The 16,323-nt window shown below is 70.2% G+C and carries 15 protein-coding genes; 5 read left to right on the top strand and 10 right to left on the bottom strand.

All coding sequences use genetic code 11. From position 1 onward, the window contains the following. Positions 1 to 241: 241 nt before the first annotated feature. From ABTZ94_RS19795 to efeO, 4 genes are read right to left on the bottom strand one after another with little or no spacing between them, the layout of a single operon-like run. Positions 242 to 1,174, bottom strand: coding sequence for an SCO2278 family lipoprotein (locus ABTZ94_RS19795; RefSeq protein WP_351202353.1), 933 nt, complete (start codon positions 1,172 to 1,174; stop codon positions 242 to 244). Beyond that, positions 1,107 to 2,078: an iron uptake transporter permease EfeU gene (gene efeU / locus ABTZ94_RS19790; RefSeq protein ID WP_351202352.1), complete on the bottom strand. Its 972-nt coding sequence runs from the start codon at positions 2,076 to 2,078 to the stop codon at positions 1,107 to 1,109. The genes ABTZ94_RS19795 and efeU overlap by 68 nt, the downstream gene beginning before the upstream one ends. Positions 2,079 to 2,108: 30 nt before the next feature. Continuing rightward, positions 2,109 to 3,404: an iron uptake transporter deferrochelatase/peroxidase subunit gene (gene efeB, locus ABTZ94_RS19785; protein WP_351202351.1), complete on the bottom strand. Its 1,296-nt coding sequence runs from the start codon at positions 3,402 to 3,404 to the stop codon at positions 2,109 to 2,111. Positions 3,405 to 3,423: 19 nt separating this feature from the next. Next, entirely contained in the window at positions 3,424 to 4,560 is a 1,137-nt protein-coding gene (gene efeO, locus ABTZ94_RS19780; protein WP_351202350.1) for an iron uptake system protein EfeO, read from the bottom strand. Between the two features lie 309 nt (positions 4,561 to 4,869). On the opposite strand from efeO, the gene ABTZ94_RS19775 reads away from it, so the two are divergent. Next, positions 4,870 to 5,547 (top strand): PhzF family phenazine biosynthesis protein, encoded by a 678-nt coding sequence (locus tag ABTZ94_RS19775; protein ID WP_351202349.1) that lies wholly within the window; start codon positions 4,870 to 4,872, stop codon positions 5,545 to 5,547. A 116-nt stretch (positions 5,548 to 5,663) separates the two neighbouring features. Here the strand turns inward: ABTZ94_RS19775 and map are convergent, their stop codons facing one another. Next, positions 5,664 to 6,521 carry a type I methionyl aminopeptidase gene (gene map / locus ABTZ94_RS19770; RefSeq protein ID WP_351202348.1) on the bottom strand — a complete coding sequence of 286 codons (858 nt, stop codon included), beginning with the start codon at positions 6,519 to 6,521 and terminating at the stop codon, positions 5,664 to 5,666. A 58-nt stretch (positions 6,522 to 6,579) separates the two neighbouring features. Between map and ABTZ94_RS19765 the strand changes: the two genes are divergently transcribed. Next, on the top strand, positions 6,580 to 6,810 hold the full coding sequence (locus ABTZ94_RS19765) for a hypothetical protein (protein ID WP_351202355.1): 231 nt from the start codon (positions 6,580 to 6,582) through the stop codon (positions 6,808 to 6,810). Positions 6,811 to 6,852: 42 nt separating this feature from the next. Here the strand turns inward: ABTZ94_RS19765 and ABTZ94_RS19760 are convergent, their stop codons facing one another. Both ABTZ94_RS19760 and ABTZ94_RS19755 read right to left on the bottom strand, forming a co-directional pair. Next, positions 6,853 to 8,154: an MFS transporter gene (locus ABTZ94_RS19760; protein ID WP_351202347.1), complete on the bottom strand. Its 1,302-nt coding sequence runs from the start codon at positions 8,152 to 8,154 to the stop codon at positions 6,853 to 6,855. 86 nt (positions 8,155 to 8,240) lie between these two features. Continuing rightward, the gene (locus tag ABTZ94_RS19755) at positions 8,241 to 8,840 is read right to left on the bottom strand and encodes a hypothetical protein (protein ID WP_351202346.1); all 600 of its coding nucleotides are present in this window, start codon (positions 8,838 to 8,840) and stop codon (positions 8,241 to 8,243) included. A gap of 140 nt (positions 8,841 to 8,980) precedes the next feature. Here ABTZ94_RS19755 and npdG point away from each other — a divergent pair, with 140 nt between their 5' ends. Continuing rightward, on the top strand, positions 8,981 to 9,691 hold the full coding sequence (npdG, locus tag ABTZ94_RS19750; protein ID WP_351202345.1) for an NADPH-dependent F420 reductase: 711 nt from the start codon (positions 8,981 to 8,983) through the stop codon (positions 9,689 to 9,691). A gap of 87 nt (positions 9,692 to 9,778) precedes the next feature. Continuing rightward, the gene (locus tag ABTZ94_RS19745) at positions 9,779 to 9,955 is read left to right on the top strand and encodes a hypothetical protein (RefSeq protein ID WP_351202344.1); all 177 of its coding nucleotides are present in this window, start codon (positions 9,779 to 9,781) and stop codon (positions 9,953 to 9,955) included. Positions 9,956 to 9,974: 19 nt separating this feature from the next. Here ABTZ94_RS19745 and ABTZ94_RS19740 read toward each other — a convergent pair whose 3' ends face one another. Next, complete coding sequence (locus tag ABTZ94_RS19740) at positions 9,975 to 10,772, bottom strand: site-2 protease family protein (RefSeq protein ID WP_351202343.1); 798 nt, start codon at positions 10,770 to 10,772, stop codon at positions 9,975 to 9,977. A gap of 205 nt (positions 10,773 to 10,977) precedes the next feature. Here ABTZ94_RS19740 and ABTZ94_RS19735 point away from each other — a divergent pair, with 205 nt between their 5' ends. Then, positions 10,978 to 14,313, top strand: coding sequence for an ATP-binding protein (locus ABTZ94_RS19735; RefSeq protein WP_351202342.1), 3,336 nt, complete (start codon positions 10,978 to 10,980; stop codon positions 14,311 to 14,313). A gap of 22 nt (positions 14,314 to 14,335) precedes the next feature. Here the strand turns inward: ABTZ94_RS19735 and ABTZ94_RS19730 are convergent, their stop codons facing one another. Both ABTZ94_RS19730 and ABTZ94_RS19725 read right to left on the bottom strand, forming a co-directional pair. Further along, entirely contained in the window at positions 14,336 to 15,193 is an 858-nt protein-coding gene (locus tag ABTZ94_RS19730) for an ABC transporter permease (RefSeq protein WP_351202341.1), read from the bottom strand. Further along, on the bottom strand, positions 15,190 to 16,212 hold the full coding sequence (locus ABTZ94_RS19725; RefSeq protein ID WP_351202340.1) for an ATP-binding cassette domain-containing protein: 1,023 nt from the start codon (positions 16,210 to 16,212) through the stop codon (positions 15,190 to 15,192). The genes ABTZ94_RS19730 and ABTZ94_RS19725 overlap by 4 nt, the downstream gene beginning before the upstream one ends. Positions 16,213 to 16,323: the final 111 nt, after the last annotated feature.

Below are 16,323 nucleotides of genomic sequence, written 5' to 3'. Positions count from 1 at the left end.
ACCACCCCTGTCCGGCAGAACGGAAGAAGGATCTGCCAGACATCAGCTTCCCAACCAGACAACCCACAGCTAAGCAGCGACGCACTACTAGTGCCCCTCCCGGCAAGCTTTGCCCCGTCGCAAACATTGCCGGTCACGGCACCAGCCGTATGACCGGGGCCGACCAGTGGCCGTTCTGCCTCACCCCTCATGGCCTCAGGGCATGGGGGGCACCTTTCGACGGGCTTGAATCCGCCCCCGGTCACGACCCCTTCGCTGCCGTCAGGCCCGGCAGCCGGTTCAGCATGACCACCTTGCCGTTCCCGGCGCCCTTCTTCGGGACGAACACCAGCTGGCTGGAGACCCGCTCCTTGGTGAGGGTGGACTTCACCTCACCAGTCAGCAGCGCTTCCACATCCGCGTTGAGCGGCGGACGCAGCCCCTTCGCCGCGGTCTGCCGTTCGAAGTGCTTGCTGCTGAAGAAGACCAGCGCCCCGCCGTCGTCCGTCTTCAGGCCGAGCGGGGCGAACGTACCGCTGTCCAGCGGCTGGTCGATGTACTGGTACGAGAAGCCCGCCCGCCGGGTGGTGCGGCGCGCCTCCCGCCAGCCCGAAGTGGCGGCGCCGGGGGCGAAGACGTCCGGGGTGCCCTTCTGGAGGTACTCCGTGTACTGGGTGCCCAGGTCCTCCGGTGCCACAGCCAGTTCGGAGCTGTCCGCGGCCACCGGCTCGGCCCGGCCGTCGCTGTCCTTCGCGAAGCCGGGCAGCCGGGACGATGTGACGACCGACAGATAGGAGGCCTTCCACCCCGCGCCCGGCCCGGACTTGACGAAGACGAGCAGCCAGCGGGTGTCCAGCTTCCCGCTGTCCTCGTCGCGGTTGGAGTCGGTGTCCGCGACGAACCACCGCGGCCAGCCGGCTTTCTTCGGGATGAGGTACGTGGCGTCGGTCAGCTCCAACGGCGCGTGGTTCGCGTTGCCGTCCGGATTGTTCTTCTGCCGTGCCTTCAGCCCGGCCTGGTTGATCGCGCCGAGCGGGCCCGTGACCCGGTCCGCGTCCAGAGCCGGGTCATAGGCCTTGTCCGCCGCGTTGTACGCGGTGGTGAAGTCCTTCAGGGCCTGCGCGGCCTCAGACCTGGTTGCCGCCGGCACCACTTCCAGCTCGCCGTGCACCGTCACGCACCCGCTCGCCGTCATGGACAGCGCCGTCGCCGTCGCGAGCCCCGTCGCCAGCCGAATCGGCCTCAGACTTCTCATCCGTTGCTTTCCGCGCCTTCTGATCCGCCGCCCCCACTGACCGTCCGAACCCTACCGGGGCAAGGAACAGCGCGAGAGTGGGGATCAGATACAGCGCCCACACCGTGATCTGAAGAACGGTCGGGTCGGGCTGGAAGTTGAACGTGCCCTTCAGCAGCGTGCCGTACCAGCTGTCCGGCGGAATCGTGGCGCTGATGTCGAAGGCCTGGTTGTGGATACCGCCCAGGAACTCGGCTTCCTGCAGGTCGTGGATGCCGTACGCGAGCACGCCCGCGGCGACGATCACGAGCATGCCACCCGTCCAGGTGAAGAACTTCGACAGGTTGATCTTCAGCGCACCGCGGTAGAAGAGCCAGCCCAGCACCACGGCGGCCGCGATACCGAGGAACGCGCCGAGCATCGGGTGCCAGCCGTCGTCCGCCGCATGCACCGCACGCCACACGAACAGCGAGGTCTCCAGGCCCTCCCGGCCCACCGCGAGGAGCGCCGTGGCGACCAGTGCGCCGGTGCCCATCGAGAGCGCCGCGTCGAGCTTGCCGTGCAGCTCCGTCTTCAGATGCCGCGCGGTGCGCCGCATCCAGAAGACCATCCAGGTGACCAGACCGACCGAGAGGATCGACAGCGAACCGCCGAGCGCCTCCTGGGCCTTGAACGTCATCTCCTGCGAGCCGAATTCGAGACCGGCGCCGAACGCCAGGCTGACGACGACCGCGATGGCGACACCGATCCAGATCGGCATCAGCTTGTTCTTGTTGCCGGTCTTCACCAGGTAGGCGACGAGGATGCAGACGACCAGGCTGGCCTCAAGGCCTTCGCGCAGGCCGATCAGGAAGTTGCTGAACACGTTTCGGTTCCCTTTCCGTTTCGAGTCCCGTTACGAGAACAGCGCCCGGCCCCACCAGTCGCCCTTGTCCCGGACGCCCGGCGGGACGGCGAAGTGCGCCGAACCCACGTGCTGGATGTACTGATTGAGCGCGTCGTGCGCCGCGAGGCGTCGCTGCAGCGGAATGAAGGCCTTGCGGACATCGCGCTGGTAGGCGATGAAGAACAGCCCGGCGTCGAGCCGGCCGAGGCCGTCCGTACCGTCGGTGAAGGAGTAGCCGCGGCGCAGGATCGTCGCACCGTCATTGCTGTCCGGGTGCGCGAGCCGCACATGTGCGGTCGGCAGCATCGCCTTCAGGAACGGCTCGTCGCGCTCCTTGGCCTTGCCGACCGCAGCGCCCTCACCCTTGTCGCGGCCGAAGATGTCCTCCTGCTCCTGGAGGGGGGCACGGTCCCAGGTCTCGATGTGCATCCGGATACGCCGGGCCACCAGGTACGAACCCCCGGTCATCCAGCCCGCTTTGTCCTTCTCGCCGACCCAGACATGCTTGTCCAGGGCGGCGGTGTCGGTGCCGGAGATGTTCCGGGTGCCGTCCTTGAAGCCCATCATGTTGCGCGGGGTCTGGGCGTCGGGCGTCGTCGAGGACGTCTTGCCGAAGCCCAGCTGGGACCAGCGGATCGCGGTGCGGCCCATGCCGATCCTGGCGAGGTTGCGGATGGCGTGTACCGCGACCTGCGGGTCGTCCGCACACGCCTGGACGCAGATGTCGCCGTCGCTGAGTGCCGCGTCGAGGTTGTCACCGGAGAACTTCGGCAGATCGACGAGCGCCTCGGGACGCTTGTCCTCCAAGCCGAACCTGCCCTTGGCGAAGAGCGAGGGGCCGAAGCCGATGGTGAGCGTGAGCCGGGACGGCTTGAGCCCCAGCGCCTCACCCGTGTCGTCCGGCGGGGCCTCGGCGAGACCGCCGTACGCGCCGTCGCCGACCGCGTGACCGGCCGTCATCCGCTCGGCCGCCCGCGTCCACTCCTTGAGGAGCGAGATCAGCCCGGCGCGGTCCTTCGTCGTCACGTCGAACGCGGCGAAGTGCAGCCTGTCCTGTACGGCGGTGGCGATACCGGCCTGGTGCGGACCGTGGAACGGTACGGCCGCACCACTGTCCGCGGCCGGCACGGCGTCGTTCTCCGTGCGCACCGCGGCGACCGCGCCACCGGCCGCGACCGCGCCGAGTGCAAGACCGGCGCCGCCCCAGCCGAGCAGCGCCCGGCGGGACGGGGTACGGCCACCGGTCTTCGCGGCAGCCGCCTCGGCGGCGCCGTCCCCGGCAGTGTTCTGCGTCTTCTCGGACATTCCGAAGCCTCCCCGCTCGTTACTTCGTCACCGCGGCGGCGAGCCGGGACAGCGGCTCGGCCAGCGCGTTGACCGCGTCCGACAGCTCCTTGCGGTCCGCCTTGCCGACCTTCTCGTACGAGGTGAACTCGTAGGAACTCTTGTCCTTGCGGTACTTGTCCAGCAGCGTGTTCAGAGCCGCAAACTGCTTGTCCAGGGTCGTGGTCAGCGCCGGGTCGTTCTTCGAGGCGATCGGCTTCAGCAGCTCGTAGGACTTCTCCGCGCCCTCGACATTGCCCTTGAAGTCGATCAGGTCGGTGTGGCTGTAGCGCTCCTCCTCACCGGTGACCTTGCCGGTGGCGACCTCGTCGAGAAGCTCCTTGGCGCCGTTGGCCATCGAAGTCGGGGTGATGTCCGCCGTGCCGACCCGCTTCTGCCAGTCGAGCAGGTCCTTGTAGAGGACCGGGGCGAGGGCCTTCTCCTCGGCACTCAGCTTCTTGTCCTGCCACAGCGCCTTCTCCAGGCGGTGCCAGCCGGTCCACTTCTGGCCGTCCTCCAGGCCGTCCTCGCGGAGGTCGACCTTCGGGTCGATGTCGCCGAAGGACTCGGCGACCGGCTCGGTGCGCTCCCAGCCGAGCCGGGAGTCGGCGTAGATCTTCTTCGCCGCCTCGATGTCACCGGCGGCGACGGCGTCCGTGAAGAGCTTGGCCTTCGGCAGCGTCTCGTCGGCCTGGGCCTGGACGTAGGTGCGGTACTCCGCGACGGCCTTGTCCATCGCGGGGCTGCGCTTGGCGATGGTGCCGCCGGTGACCTCGATCTCCTGCCGGATGCCCTTGCCCTTCATGCCGGGCTTGCAGACGACGTTGTACGAGCCGGCCTTCACCTCGGCCGTGATGGTGGCCTTGGTGCCGGGGCCGATGTTCTCGCGCTCGGCGGCGATGCGGTCGTCCGGGAAGAGCAGGTAGACCTCAGTGACCTTGGAGCCCTTGTTCTCGACGGCCAGTTCGATGTGGCCGGCCGGCAGCTTCTTCTTCGACACCTCGCAGGAGTCGTCCTTCGCGACGACCTGTACGGCTCCGTCGCCCTTGCCGTCGCTCTTCTCGGCACAGCCCGTGACAGCGGTCAGGGCGGCCACGGTCGCGGCAGCGGTGACGACGGAGAAACGAACGGCTCGCATGCGGGCTCCACAAGATGAAGGAGAAGACGGAGAAGATCGGACAAAGACAGGTGAGGCGGACCTAACTTAACCGAGGCTTACCTCACCGATACCCACTCATGCAGTGATTCGGCTCTCATCTGCGTGATGTGGGAACGAGTCGATCACGAATGACTCATGAAAAACCCATGGAAAGGTCAAATGGTGGTCAAGTGGTGGGGGCGGGCGACTGCCTGTGCCGTACCGCCTGATCCGTCCGCACCACAGGACACCACCGGCCGGGTGGCGGCCCGGTTGTACGGCCGCCACCCGGGCGGCTTGAATGCCCACGTGAGCGACAGCGACTTCGGCGTACCCGCAGGCATCGACGTACTGCGCGTGTTCTGCGGCCCCGACGGCCGGCACGGCAACGCCCTCGGGGTCGTACGCGACGGGCGTACGCACCCCGACGAGGCATCCCGGCAGGCGCTGGCCCGCAGACTCGGCTTCAGCGAGACCGTGTTCGTCGACGACCCCGAGCGCGGGCGCGTCGACATCTACACCCCGGGACTCCGCCTCCCCTTTGCCGGGCATCCGCTCGTTGGCACCGCATGGCTGCTCGATCTGGAGATCCTGGAGCTGCCGGTCGGGGAGATCTTCGCCCGTCAGGACGGGGAGTTCACCTGGATCACCGCCCGCCCCGAGTGGGCGCCGCCGCGCAAGCTGGAGCGGTACGCATCCGTCGCCGATGTCGAGGCGCTGACCGGACCGCCACCGGGCGAGGGCTGGCTGTACGTATGGGCCTGGGAGGACGAGGCGGCGGGCCGGGTCAGGGCGCGGGCGTTTCCGCGGCGCGACGACGGCATCGTGGAGGACGAGGCGACGGGCGCGGCGGCCCTGCTGCTCAGCGCCCGGCTCGGCCGCGCCCTCAACATCGCACAAGGGCGTGGCTCCCAGATCCTCACAGCACCGGCGCCGGACGGCACGGTGGAGATCGGGGGCCGCGTCATGTTGGCAGTTCGTGGCTGAGACCGACCGGCGAATGGGGCGGCGTCGGGAGGGCTGGGTGCGTGCGTGGGAGTAGCGGGAGCACGTGAAAGCGGCCGCCCGGGGGCGGCCGCTTTCGGAGGGAGTTGTCCGCGTGGTTACGGGAGCGTCAGGATTTCGGCGCCCGTCTCCGTCACCACCAGCGTGTGCTCGAACTGGGCGGTGCGCTTGCGGTCCTTCGTCACCACGGTCCAGCCGTCGTCCCACATGTCGTAGTCATGGCTGCCCAGCGTCAGCATCGGCTCGATGGTGAACGTCATTCCGGGCTGCATCACGGTGGTCGCGTGCGGGCTGTCGTAGTGCGGAATGATCAGACCGGAGTGGAACGAGGAATTGATCCCGTGCCCGGTGAAGTCCCGGACCACCCCGTACCCGAAGCGCTTCGCGTACGACTCGATGACCCGCCCGATCACGTTGACCTGCCGGCCCGGCCGGACCGCCTTGATGGCCCGGTTCAGCGACTCCTCGGTGCGCTCCACGAGCAGCCGGGACTCCTCGTCCACGTCGCCGCAGAGGTATGTGGCGTTGTTGTCGCCGTGCACACCGTTGATGTACGCCGTGACGTCGAGGTTCACGATGTCGCCGTCGCGCAGCACCGTGGAGTCCGGGATGCCGTGGCAGATCACCTCGTTGAGCGAGGAACAGAGCGACTTGGGAAATCCGCGGTAGCCGAGCGTCGACGGGTAGGCGCCGTGATCGCACATGAACTCATGGGCGACCCGGTCGAGTTCGTCCGTCGTGACGCCCGGGGCGATGTGCTTCGCGGCCTCCGCCATCGCCTGCGCGGCGATCCGCCCCGCGATGCGCATGCGCTCGATGGTGTCGGCGTCCTGGATCTCCGGTCCGGTGTACGGGGTGGGGGCCGGCTTGCCCACGTATTCGGGGCGCCGGATGTTTCCGGGTACGGAACGGATGGGAGTGATCTCCCCGGGTGCGAGCAGCGACTGGCCAGACATGTCAGCGAGTCTAACCAGCGTGCTTGGGGCAGCATGGCCCCGAGGGAAGGAGCCGATGATGGCCCTGTTCAAGAAGCGCACGGTCGGCAAGCCGGGCGAGTGGTACTACTGCCTGCAGCATCAGAAGGTCGAGGAGGGCCCCGAGTGCCCGGCCAAGGACCGTTTCGGGCCGTATGCCTCCCGCGAGGAGGCGGAGCATGCGATGCAGACGGCGCAGGAGCGGAATCTCGAATGGGAGACGGATCCCAAGTGGCACGACCGCGGAACGCCGCCCGACCCGGAGGCGTGACCGGGGGCTCCGTCCGGGGGCCGCGCCCCCGGACGCCGCTCGTCAAACGCCGGCGGGGCTGGACTCTCTGGCCGCGCGCCTGCGTACCGCGTCCTCGTCCGTCTCGGAGTCGTACGTCAGCAGCTTCGGCAGTGCTGCGGTGAGCAGCGCGACCGAGGCCACGCACGCCACACCCCCGCTCCAGATCGCGGAGCGGGTCCCCGTCCAGCCCGCCATCGCACCGGCCCGCACCTGGCCGAGCTGCGGGCCGACGCTGTACGAGAGCACCTCGATGCCCGCCAGCCGGCCCCGCAGCTCCTCCGGGATGGTCTGGTTCCAGATCGTGGAGCGGCCCAGACCGCTGAGCATGTCCCCCGCGCCGGCCACCGCCAGGCAGACCAGCACCAGCCACACATTGCCGAACCACCCGGCCGCCGCGATCGCCAGCCCCCAGACCGCCGCTCCGAACACGACGAACAGCCCGTGCCGCCTCACCCGTGACGTCCAGCCACTGGTCAGGCCCAGGACCAGCGAGCCGACCGACCCCGCCGCGTACATCAGGCCCAGCGACCACTCGGCATCCAGCTCGTCCGCGAGGAACGGGAAGATCGTGTTCGGGAAGGCGAAGAACATCGCCGCCAGATCGACCGCGTACGTCCCCAGCAGCACCGGGCGGCTCCAGGCATACCTCGCCCCCTCGGCAATGCCGCGCAGCGACGGCTTCCGGCTGTCCGGGGCGGGCGGCGCGGGCGCCAGTCGCAGACACAGAAGCGCGGAGACGGTGAACGTGACCACCGTGACCGTGTATGCCGTGGCGTGCCCGGCGTACGCCACCACCAGTCCTGCCACTGCCGGGCCGGTGATCGCGCCGAACTGCCAGCGCAGCGAGTTCAGTGCGGCCGCCGCGGTCAGCTGGTCGTGCGGCACGATCCGGGCCATCAGCGAATCCAGCGCGGGCCGCTGGAGCCCGGCGAGCGCGGAGACCCCGCCCGCGACCAGATAGAGCGGCCAGAGCATCGGGTCGGGCAGCGCGGCGTTCACCAGGAGTACGAGGGCGAGCAGCCCCAGCCCCGCCTCGGTGCCCAGGATCACCTTGCGGCGATCCGCGGAGTCCGCGAGCGCCCCGCCGTACAGACCGAAGACGACCAGCGGCACCAGCTCGACCGCCCCCATCGCACCGACGGCCAGCGGCGAACCCGTCAGCTCCTTGATCTGGAGCGGCAGTGCGATCAGCGCCATGAAGCTGCCGAAGTAGGTCACCAGGCCCTGGATCCACAGCAGCCGGAAGTCGGCCGAGGAGCGCAGGGGCGAGAGATCGGGCAGCAGAGCGGAGAGCCGGGCAGCCGGGGAGGGAACTGAGGTCACGAGGGCTCATGGTCCGGCGTCGTAGGTGCCCTCTGCAACAGATTTTCGCGGTGGCCGGCCGCCCCCGGCCGCGGCACCCCGGACTCTCACCACCGGGCCGGCGGCGGTGCCGTCAGCTGGTCGGCGAGCCGGGACAGCCGGTCCCGGAAGCGGCGGCCGCGCGGCGCGGGGGCGCTGTTCTCCCCGGCCGCCGCGCTCACCAGATGCTGCACGGTGTCCAGGTCGACATCGTCGGTGCCGGTCACCGCGAGGGTCTCGTGGGCGAGCCCCCGCACCTCCGGGTCCCCGTCGTTCAGCGAGAGCACCGTCGCCCCGGCCCGGCGGGCGTCGTACACCCGCTCCAGCAGTCCGGCGCCGGGCCGCTCCGGGGCCACCAGGAGCAGCGTCGCGCCCCGCCCCGCCACCTCGATCCGGCTCAGACCGACGGCCAGATGTGCCGGATCGCCCGGCTCCACCCGGTGGCGTACCAGAGTGGGCGTCAGCTCGGGCAACCCGGACCAGGTGGACTCGTCGACCAGATGGGCCGCCAGATGCCACGGCTCGTACACCGCCGTCCCCACCAGCAGCAGCCCGCCGCCGTGCGGGACGACGGACGACCTGAGCGCCCCGGCGAACCGCCGGGCCGCCACGGGCCACTCGGTCCCGGCGAGCACTTCACGCAGCAGGGCGACGCGTACGGCATCCATGGCCCGGCATCATGCCCCAAGACCGGCCCCGCCACCGGCGAACGACGGCGGAACCATGCGTACGGGCCCTGCGGAGCGATCCGGATCCCGTGGCCGACGACGGAGCGTTCCTCTCCATCGCGGGCAGTAGTGTCGGAGCCATGACTACGAATGACAGTGGCAGTGCACCCAAGCCCCCTGCCAAGGACCCCTGGGACCTCCCGGATGTGTCCGGGCTGACCGTCGGCGTGCTCGGCGGCACCGGACCGCAGGGCCGCGGGCTCGCCTACCGGTTGGCGCGCGCCGGGCAGAAGGTGATCATCGGTTCCCGTGTCGCCGACCGCGCACAGACCGCCGCCGACGAGCTGGGCCATGGCGTCGAGGGCGCGGACAACGCGGAGTGCGCCCGGCGCAGCGACGTCGTGATCGTCGCGGTGCCGTGGGACGGCCACGCCAAGACCCTGGAGTCGCTGCGTGACGAGCTCGCGGGCAAGCTCGTCATCGACTGTGTCAACCCGCTCGGCTTCGACAAGAAGGGCGCCTACGCCCTCAAGCCCGAGGAGGGCAGCGCCGCCGAGCAGGCCGCCGCCCTGCTGCCGGAGTCCCGGGTCACCGCCGCCTTCCATCACCTGTCGGCGGTGCTTCTTCAGGACGAGGCCATCGAAGAGATCGACACCGATGTGCTGGTACTGGGCGAGGCCCGCGCCGACACCGATCTCGTACAGGCGCTGGCGGGCCGGATTCCCGGCATGCGCGGCATCTTCGCCGGGCGGCTGCGCAACGCCCACCAGGTCGAGTCGCTGGTCGCCAACCTGATCTCGGTCAACCGCCGCTACAAGGCGCACGCAGGTCTGCGTACCACCGACGTCTGAGCCGGACACGCACCCTGCGGCGAGCGGAAAGGGGCATGGGGGACACTGGACGGGACCGTGCATCACCCCGGACAGGAGTCGCCTCCCATGCCCCGCCTCGCTCTCTATGCCATCGCCGTCTGTGTCCTGGCCGCCGTCGCGGCTGTGATCTCGTTCGTCCAGGGCAGCTGGCTCGGGATCGTCTGGGTGCTGCTGGCCGGACTCTCGTCCAACATGGCGTGGTTCTACCTGCGGCGGCAGCGCTCCGAGTCCGCCGCAGGCTGAGACCGCAGATCGCCACCGGTCAGCCGTTGACGGCGCAGACCGGATCGGCCGTTTGCCAGAAGCGATAGGCGTCGAAACCGCAGTACGTCGTGAACTCGCTGATGCCCAGTGCCCGCAGCAGGGCGTGGATCGCGTCGAAGAACGCGTGGTTGACCTCGGGGATCCACAGGATGCCGAAGACCGCGATCAGCCCGAACGGGGCGAACGGCTCGACCTGCCTGCGGATCCGGTACGAGAGCCAGGGCTCGATCACTCCGTAACCGTCCATCCCCGGGACCGGGACGAAGTTGAGGATCGCCGCTGTGACCTGGAGCAGCGCCAGGAAACCCAGCGCGTACTGGAAGGCGACCGGAACGCCGTCCAGCGCGTGCAGCCAGAACGGCGCCGTGCAGACGAACGCGAACAGCACATTCGTCAGCGGGCCGGCCGCCGAGATCAGGCTGTGCTTCCAACGCCCACTGATCCGGCCCCGCTCGATGAAGACCGCACCACCGGGCAGACCGATGCCGCCCATGATCACGAACAGCACCGGCAGCACGATGCTCAGCAGCGCATGGGTGTACTTCAGCGGATTCAGGGTCAGATAGCCCTTCGACCCGATGGAGATGTCCCCGCTGTGGAGCGCGGTACGGGCATGCGCGTACTCATGCAGACAGAGCGACACCACCCAGGCCGCCGTCACGAAGAGGAAGAGCGGGATCCCGGGCCGCTGCGCGAAGTCCGTCCACACCGCCCAGCCCGATACCGCCATCACGGCGACGATCCCGAGGAAGACCGGGCTGATCCGCCGGTCGCTGCGGGCTGCTGCGGTGGTCATCGGCGAACTCCTGGTGGGTGGCCGGAAGGGGGACAGGACGGCGGGCGGCGAGAGCGACCGTACAGGCGACACGTCACAAACGTCCCGCGTAGGGGCGGTGGTTGCGTGAAGGGTGGGAGCATGACGAGCGATTCCGGCACACAGCGAACACGGGTACGGCTGTACGTGTGTCCACTTCCCGAACCCGGTCGCGGAGAATAGGCGCGTGCGCTACTGCATCCTCGGGACCACCCAGGCACTCCGCGACGACGGCACGGCCGTCGCCATCGGCGGGGCGCGGCTGCGCGCCCTGCTCACCGTCCTCGCGCTGCGCCCCGGCCGCACCGTCCCGGTCGCCGTGCTCGTCGACGAGGTGTGGGACGGCGACCCGCCGGCGGACGCGGTGGGCGCCCTGCAGGCACTCGTCGGCCGGCTCCGGCGGGCCCTCGGCCATGCCGCGATCACCTCCGCCGAGAGCGGCTACCGGCTCGCCGCCGAGCCGGACGCCGTCGACCTGTACCGCTTCGAGCGGCTCGCGGGGGAGGGGGCGCGGGCGCTGGAGGAGGGCGAAGCGGCGAGGGCCGTGACCGTGCTCGACGACGCGCTCGCCCTGTGGAGCGGACCGGCCCTGGCCGATCTGCCCGACCGCGGCGCCGTCGCGGCCCGTTGGGCGGCCCGGTGCCTGGACGCCCGCCGCAGCAGGATCGTCGCGGCCCTCGCGCTCGGCCGCGCGGACGAGACCCTGCCCGAACTGGCCGCGCTCTGTGCCGAACGCCCGATCGATGAACCTCTCCAGGCACTGCGGCTGCGGGCCCTGCGCGATGCCGGGCGTACGGCACAGGCGCTGGCCGCGTACGACGAGGTGCGCACCGTACTCGCCGACCGCCTCGGCGCCGACCCCGGACCCGAACTGCGCTCCCTGCACACCGAGTTGCTCCGCCAGAACTCGGCGCAACCGGTCGCGGCAGCAGTGGCGGCCGAGCCGCACCGGCCCTCCCGTACCCGAACCCTCACCGCCCCGCAGGGAAACCTCCGGGCCAGGCTCACCAGCTTCGTCGGGCGCGAGGACGACATGGACGCCCTGCGCGAGGACCTCTCGCACGCCCGGCTCGTCACCCTCCTGGGCCCCGGTGGCGCGGGCAAGACCCGGCTCTCCCAGGAGGCCGCCGAGTCCGTCGGACCCGCCTGGCCGGACGGCGTCTGGCTGGCCGAACTCGCCCCCGTCGACGACCCCGAGGCCGTACCGGAGGCCGTGCTGACCGCGCTCGGCGCCCGTGAGACCGTGCTGCGCGGAGCGGGCGCCGAGGAACTCCGGGTCGCCGAGAGGAACGCGGACGACCCCCTCGTACGCCTCACCGAGCACTGCTCCCGGCGCCGCATGCTGCTGCTCCTGGACAACTGCGAGCACCTCGTCGGGGCTGCCGCCGCCCTCGCCGACCATCTGCTCGCCCACTGCCCGGGCGTCACCGTGCTCGCCACCAGCCGTGAACCCCTCGGGGTACCGGGCGAGTTCGTCCGCCCCGTCGACCCGCTGCCCGACCCGATGGCGCTGCGGCTGCTCGCCGACCGTGGCGCCGCCGCGAAGCCCGGCTTCCGGATCGACGCGGACGAGGAGACCGCGGCTGCCGCCGCCGAGATCTGCCGCCGCCTCGACGGACTGCCGCTCGCCATTGAACTCGCCGCAGCCCGGCTGCGGATGCTCACCCCGCGCCAGATCGCCGACCGGCTCGACGACCGGTTCCGTCTGCTCACCAGCGGGGCTCGTACCGTATTGCCCCGTCAGCAGACCCTGCGCGCCGTCGTCGACTGGTCCTGGGACCTCCTCGACGCCTCCGAGCGCGCCGTCCTGCGCCGTCTGTCGGTCTTCGCGGGCGGCTGCACCCTGGCCGCGGCCGAGGCCGTCTGCGCGGACGGGCCGCAGGACGCGCGTGAGGTCGCCGGGCTGCTCGGCTCGCTCGTCGACAAGTCCCTCGTCGTCGCAGCGCCCGCCGACGACGGCGAGATGCGCTACCGGCTGCTGGAGACCGTCGGCGAGTACGCCGCCGAACGGCTCGACGGGGCCGGGGAGCGGGACACGGTGGAGCGGCACCACCTGGTGTACTTCCGGGAGCTGGCCCGTGCTTCGGAGCCCGGGCTCCGAGGTGCCGGACAGCGGTCCGTCATCGATCTCCTCCAGCGCGAGTACGAGAATCTCCGCACCGCCCTGCGCCGAGCCGTCGCCGCCCGCGACGAGCAGGAGGTGCTGTGCCTGGTGCTCTCGCTGTTCTGGTACTGGCAGATGCGCGATCTGCGCGCCGACGCCCTGCAGTGGGCCGACGCGGCTGCCGCGCTGGGACCCGACCCCTTCGCCCCGCCCGTCGAGCCCGCGCCCTCCCTCCACGAGCGCTGCACCGAGGCTCCGCCGCCCATGCGGCCCGAGCTGCTCCAGGAGGCCCGGCGTCAGGTCGCCCTGATCCAGCTGGTCAGCATGGACCACGCCAGGGACGAGTGGACCGATGAGAAGAGCATGGCCCGGCTGCGCGTCATCGCGAGCACCTACCGGCCCGGCCAGCCACAGACCTGCCGCACCCCGGCATCGCTCTGGTTCTTCGCGGTCCTGCTCACCGGGGAAATGCGCGATCTGCACGAGCTGCTGGACGAAACGGTCCGTGCCAGCCGGGAGTTCGGCTACGAGTGGGAGCTGGCCGCAGCCCTCCAGCTGCGGGCCAATGTGCGGGCCAACCGGGCCGAGTGGGCGGGCTACGCCCAAGCGGACGCCGACGAGAGCCTGGAGATCTTCACCCGGCTCGGCGACGACTGGGGCGCCGCCGAATCGCTCTCCTCCCGGGGCGAGGCCAACGAGAAGCGGGGCGAGTACACCCGCGCGGCCGAGGACTTCCTGGCCGCCATCGGCTACGCGGAGAGACTCGAAGCCCAGTCCCAGGTGTCGGTCCTGCGTGCCAGATACGCGTCCGTGCTCACCGAACTGGGCCGCGGCGACGAGGGCGAGGCGATCCTGCGGGAGGTGCTCGCCGCAGGGCGTCAGGCGGGCCACGAGGCGATGCCCGCCGCCCGGCTCTATCTCGCCATGTGGCTGGGCCGTAGCGGCCGTACGGGCGAGGCGCGCGAGCAACTGGAGGCGCTGCGCGAGGAGTTCCATTCCGAAACGGTGGCGATCTTCGAAGGGTTCGTGCTGGGTGCACTGGCCTGGCTGGACAACCAGGACGGGCTGTACACCGACGCCCTGACCCGGGGCGTGGAGGCGCTGACACGGTCCCAGGGCCCGCTGTCGCAGATGGTGGCACCCCAGATGTCCGTCATCCATCTCGTCACCCTCGCACGGGCGTTGGGCGGACTCGGCGGGGAGCGCCGGGCCGCGCTCGCGGCCCGGCTGCTGGGGGCCGGCAAGGGGCTGCTGCCCAAGGGACATGTGCCGACGGCGATGGAGCGGCGCGACTACGCCCAGGCGGAGGAAATCGCCGTCGCCGTCCTCGGCCGGGTCGTTTACGACGCCGTGTACGCCGAGGGTGGCGACCTCTCCCTGGAGGAGGCCGCCGCCCTCGTCGACGCGTACCGGGACTGACCGACCCCGGCCGGACCGCTGGTCAGGACTTCTTGCGGAACCTGGCGACCGCGAGCGGAGCCATCAACGCGGTGATCAACGCGGCCCAGCCGAGCGTCACCCACACCGAGTGCGCGACCGGTCCGCCCATCATCAGTCCGCGCGCCGCGTCCGCCAGATTGGAGAGCGGGTTGTAATCGGTGAACGTCTGGAGCCAGCCGGGCATCGTCCGGGTCGGGGCGAAGATCGAGGACCCGAACTGGAGCGGCATCAGCACGAGCATCCCCATTCCCTGAACCGCCTGGGCCGTCTTCATGGTCAGCCCGAGCAGGATGAAGATCCACATGATGGAGGCACTGAACACCGCCGACAGCGCGACCGCCTCGATCAGCCCGAGAACCGAGGTCTGCAGCTCCATACCGAGCGCGAAGCCCATACCCAGCAGGATCACGGTGGCGACCATCAACCGGCCGAGCTCGACCACGATCTTCGCGATGAGCACCGAGGAGCGGGCGATCGGCATCGTCCGGAACCGGTCCATGACGCCCTTGCGGAAGTCGTCGTTGACACCGGTGCCGACCGCCATGGCGATGTTCATGCCCATCATCGCCATCAGGCCGGGGGTCAGGTAGTTCAGATACTCCTGTCGGCCGCCGCCCATGCTGCCGCCGACCGAACCGCCGAATACGTACACGAACAGCAGCGTGAAGACGATCGGCATCAGCAGCACATCGAACATCGACTCCGGATCCTTCTTGATCTGGAGCAGATTGCGCCGCATCAGAGCCCCGATGTGCCGCATGTTGCCGCGCAGCCCGATCCGCCCCTCGCCGTCGGTCACGCTCGGCCGGGCGGAGGCGGTGGCATCGGCGGGGGCAGGCTTCAGAGTCGTCGTGCTCATGCCGCGACCTCCTCGGGGATCGTGTCGGTGGCGGAAGAGCTCTTCTCGCCGGTGATGGCCAGGAAGACCTCGTCCAGGCTGGGCAGCGCGGTGGCGACATGCGCCAGCGAGAAGCCCCGGGCGCCGAGGAGGCCGATGACGGCCGTCAACTGCTCGTCGCTGAGGATCGGTACGTACAGCAGTCCCTCGTCCGGAACGGCCTGCGCCCCCGCGACCCCGTCGAGGCCGGCCTCCCTGAGCGCCTGTGCCATCGCGGGCAGCTCCGCCGGGTCCGAGGGCCGGATCTGCAGGGTGCGGCCGCCGACCTTCGCCTTGAGCTCGTTCACCCCGCCACTGGCGATGATCTTGCCCTTGTCGATGACGGTGAGCTCATTGGCGAGCTGTTCGGCCTCTTCCATGTACTGGGTGGTGAGTAGAACGGTCGCCCCCTCCGCGACCATCCGCTGCACCTCGTCCCAGACCTCGTTACGGGTACGGGGGTCGAGCCCCGTCGTCGGCTCGTCCAGATAGAGGACGGCCGGGCTGCCGATCATCGAGGCGGCAAGGTCGAGCCGGCGCCGCATGCCGCCGGAGTAGTCCATCGCGGCACGCTTGGCCGCTTCGGTGAGGGAGAACCGCTCCAGGAGCTCGTCGGCCCGGGACCGGGCGGTCCTGCGCGGCAGATCGAGCAGCCGCCCGATCATGTAGAGGTTCTCCCAGCCGGAGAGCTTCTCGTCGACCGAGGCGTACTGCCCGGTCAGACCGATGGTGCGGCGCAGCTGCCGGGGCTGCTTCACCACGTCGTAGCCCGCCACGGTGGCGTGTCCGGCATCAGGGATGATCAGGGTGGACAGGCAGCGTACGAGCGTGGTCTTGCCGGCGCCGTTGGGGCCGAGCACGCCGAGCACGGTGCCCTCGCGGACATCGAGGTCCACGCCGTCCAGAGCCTTGGTCGAGCCGTAGTGCTTGACCAGCCCCCGGACCTCGACGGCGTTCGGGCCGCTCCTGGGGTTCTTGTCGATTCGCGTCATGTCCAACATTCGACCAGGCGCCACCGACAGTGCACCGACAGCAGGCCGACAGCCCGCCGATGGGGGATGTCGGCGGGCTGTCGGTTGTGCGGGCGATGGCCCGTGCCCAGGGCCTTTCTC

The sequence above is a fragment of the Streptomyces sp. NPDC002785 genome (assembly GCF_040295565.1).
GTDB lineage: Bacteria > Actinomycetota > Actinomycetes > Streptomycetales > Streptomycetaceae > Streptomyces.
This window is presented reverse-complemented; position numbering and strand designations above follow the sequence as displayed.

Excerpts from the sequence above, each read along its gene's own strand:
- ABTZ94_RS19740 (WP_351202343.1), bottom strand. The coding sequence starts at position 10,772 with ATGACCACCGCAGCAGCCCGCAGCGACCGGCGGATCAGCCCGGTCTTC.
- npdG (WP_351202345.1), top strand. The coding sequence starts at position 8,981 with ATGACTACGAATGACAGTGGCAGTGCACCCAAGCCCCCTGCCAAGGAC.
- ABTZ94_RS19795 (WP_351202353.1), bottom strand. The coding sequence starts at position 1,174 with ATGACGGCGAGCGGGTGCGTGACGGTGCACGGCGAGCTGGAAGTGGTG.
- ABTZ94_RS19745 (WP_351202344.1), top strand. The coding sequence starts at position 9,779 with ATGCCCCGCCTCGCTCTCTATGCCATCGCCGTCTGTGTCCTGGCCGCC.
- efeO (WP_351202350.1), bottom strand. The coding sequence starts at position 4,560 with ATGCGAGCCGTTCGTTTCTCCGTCGTCACCGCTGCCGCGACCGTGGCC.
- ABTZ94_RS19755 (WP_351202346.1), bottom strand. The coding sequence starts at position 8,840 with ATGGATGCCGTACGCGTCGCCCTGCTGCGTGAAGTGCTCGCCGGGACC.
- ABTZ94_RS19765 (WP_351202355.1), top strand. The coding sequence starts at position 6,580 with ATGGCCCTGTTCAAGAAGCGCACGGTCGGCAAGCCGGGCGAGTGGTAC.
- efeB (WP_351202351.1), bottom strand. The coding sequence starts at position 3,404 with ATGTCCGAGAAGACGCAGAACACTGCCGGGGACGGCGCCGCCGAGGCG.
- map (WP_351202348.1), bottom strand. The coding sequence starts at position 6,521 with ATGTCTGGCCAGTCGCTGCTCGCACCCGGGGAGATCACTCCCATCCGT.
- ABTZ94_RS19725 (WP_351202340.1), bottom strand. The coding sequence starts at position 16,212 with ATGTTGGACATGACGCGAATCGACAAGAACCCCAGGAGCGGCCCGAAC.
- ABTZ94_RS19730 (WP_351202341.1), bottom strand. The coding sequence starts at position 15,193 with ATGAGCACGACGACTCTGAAGCCTGCCCCCGCCGATGCCACCGCCTCC.